The following is a 1999-nucleotide window of genomic DNA, read 5'->3' as shown; positions in this document are numbered from 1 at the left end:
CGACAGCGATGTGATACAGACTGTGGTCGTGTGTACCACGCGAACCATGCCGTGCACGCGAAGGTCGGGAGTCGTGTTTTATCGAAGTGGTCAGTCCACCGCCCGACCTCGGTGACGGCAACCGTTCCCCGACATAAAACATGACGATCTCAATTGGACCGATCGTTGCTTTGGTTAGTGTACTTGTTCCGGTGACACTTTACTTTCTTTCGCGCCCGACCTTTCGTTGGAAACGACATTGGCGGCCAAAACGGTTACGCGAGCTTAGTGCGACCGACTCGCCGATGTCGATCAGCTGTGCCGCCAAGACGATAGAGATGACGCTAAGGCGACACTGGCGTGACCAACCGCGCAACCTGCACCGTCTCGACCGACTACTGGTCTTTTCTGATCCGGATTGCGACTATGCTAAATGGGATGACGCACTTATCGAGGTGCAAACTTGGCCAGATAGCTTGGATGAACCAACGGACATCTCTGATCGGATACTTTGGGATTTCCAAACGTTTATTGACTCAAATCACTGTACGACATTCTCAGCGGAACGGACCAAAACTTATTTCCTGCGCCTTGTGGCAACGCTTTCGGAGGCTGGCATTGACCTGCCCGATGCTGACAAAGTGACGTTCAACGCGATACAATAGGCGGGGAACCACGGGATGCACCGAAGTCCTCGAAAACGATTTTCCTGATGGTGGCATTTCCGCTCGGACTCGGTGATCCCAACCGTTCGTCGACACGCGATTGGAGTATTTTTCGATAGGTCAAACGCTTAACATCAATCCACCGCATGGCCTAGGCCCAATCGACTTTGGGGCATTGCCATCCGATGTGCGAGGCTTCTTTGGGACTGACCTCGTTTGGGAAGAGTGGATGGATGGCAACATGAATGATTGCCTCTACTATCCAGGTCTCGTATTTCATTTCGATCGCTGCGACTCGCGAGCACCGCTGCCTTCAGCATCTCTCATAGCAATCGAAGTTTTCCGTCGAGGCGATTGTGTGTTTCGGGGCCGCCCAATGACCCATTGGTCGCGGCCCGAGATTTGCAAACGACTGGGGAAAGAGAGTGTTGAGATTACGAATCTGGTGGCCGATGCAATCGCGATACCACGTTGGAATCTGGAGGTCTCGTTTGATTCCGATGGCTATTGCGAACACTTTTGGCTCGATCGCGACCGAATCCAATATCCATCATGAAAACTGGCATGGTGGCAGAAGCTTCGCAACCTGTTTGGCTGACGTTATCTCTGTGCCGTTTATAAAGAGTGCGACGAACCATCGGATGCACACGGAGCGGCGGAGTTGTCGTTAAACTGAGGTTGCATTTTTCGCCGCCGCCCGGTGATCCGTATCGTTCGCGCGGGTAGGTGAGCTGTCTGATATCCCGTCTGTCTCCAGCTTGGTCATCGCCCTCTGCAATTTGAAGCGTATGAATCTGGCCCATCTGATCTCACGTGGCAACCGTTAGCTGATCGCTGCAATTGAATTAACGGTTTGATAGTTGTGCCTGATCGCGGCCCAATGGATTTCGCGCGACGACAGTTTCCTGTTGATCGCAATTGAATTCACGGTTTGATCGTGTCGCTCGAATAACACCCATCTGAATTCACGGGTCAGCAGTTTCCTGTTTATCGCATTCGATGTCACGGTTTGGATGTTGCTCCGATATAGCAGTTCAAACGCCCTATGCGCTAGCCGAAAAATCTATGCTCGTTACCCTTGGCCATTCCGATCGGGTAGACTTGTCACCAGCGATGTAGTGCCGACTGTGGTCGTGGGTACCTCGCGAACCTGTTGGTGCACCGAAGTCGGCGAGTCGACGACTTTTGGGTTTTAGTTTCACCTCAACCGCGCCGACTCGGTGACCATGACCGTTCGCGCGGGTAGATGAACCACTGAATGATTCATCTCTATCTCAGTTGGTCATCGCCCTTTGTACTACAAAGTGTTTGGATCCGGCCCTCCTGAATTCACGTGGCCAATTCAAGCTGATCGC

2 protein-coding genes are annotated in these 1999 nt (G+C 52.5%); both read left to right on the top strand.

The genetic code is table 11. The features are described 5' to 3' along the window. The first annotated feature begins 140 nt into the window (after positions 1-140). Entirely contained in the window at positions 141-644 is a 504-nt protein-coding gene (locus LOC67_RS16960; protein WP_230263829.1) for a hypothetical protein, read from the top strand. Between the two features lie 100 nt (positions 645-744). Next, complete coding sequence (locus tag LOC67_RS16955) at positions 745-1200, top strand: hypothetical protein (protein WP_230263828.1); 456 nt, start codon at positions 745-747, stop codon at positions 1198-1200. The last annotated feature ends 799 nt before the right edge of the window (positions 1201-1999 follow it).

Source organism: Stieleria sp. JC731, from assembly GCF_020966635.1.
Lineage (GTDB): Bacteria > Planctomycetota > Planctomycetia > Pirellulales > Pirellulaceae > Stieleria.
Note: the sequence above shows the minus strand (reverse complement) of the source record. Positions and strands in the feature narration are given on the sequence as shown.

Excerpts from the sequence above, each read along its gene's own strand:
- LOC67_RS16960 (WP_230263829.1), top strand. The coding sequence starts at position 141 with ATGACGATCTCAATTGGACCGATCGTTGCTTTGGTTAGTGTACTTGTT.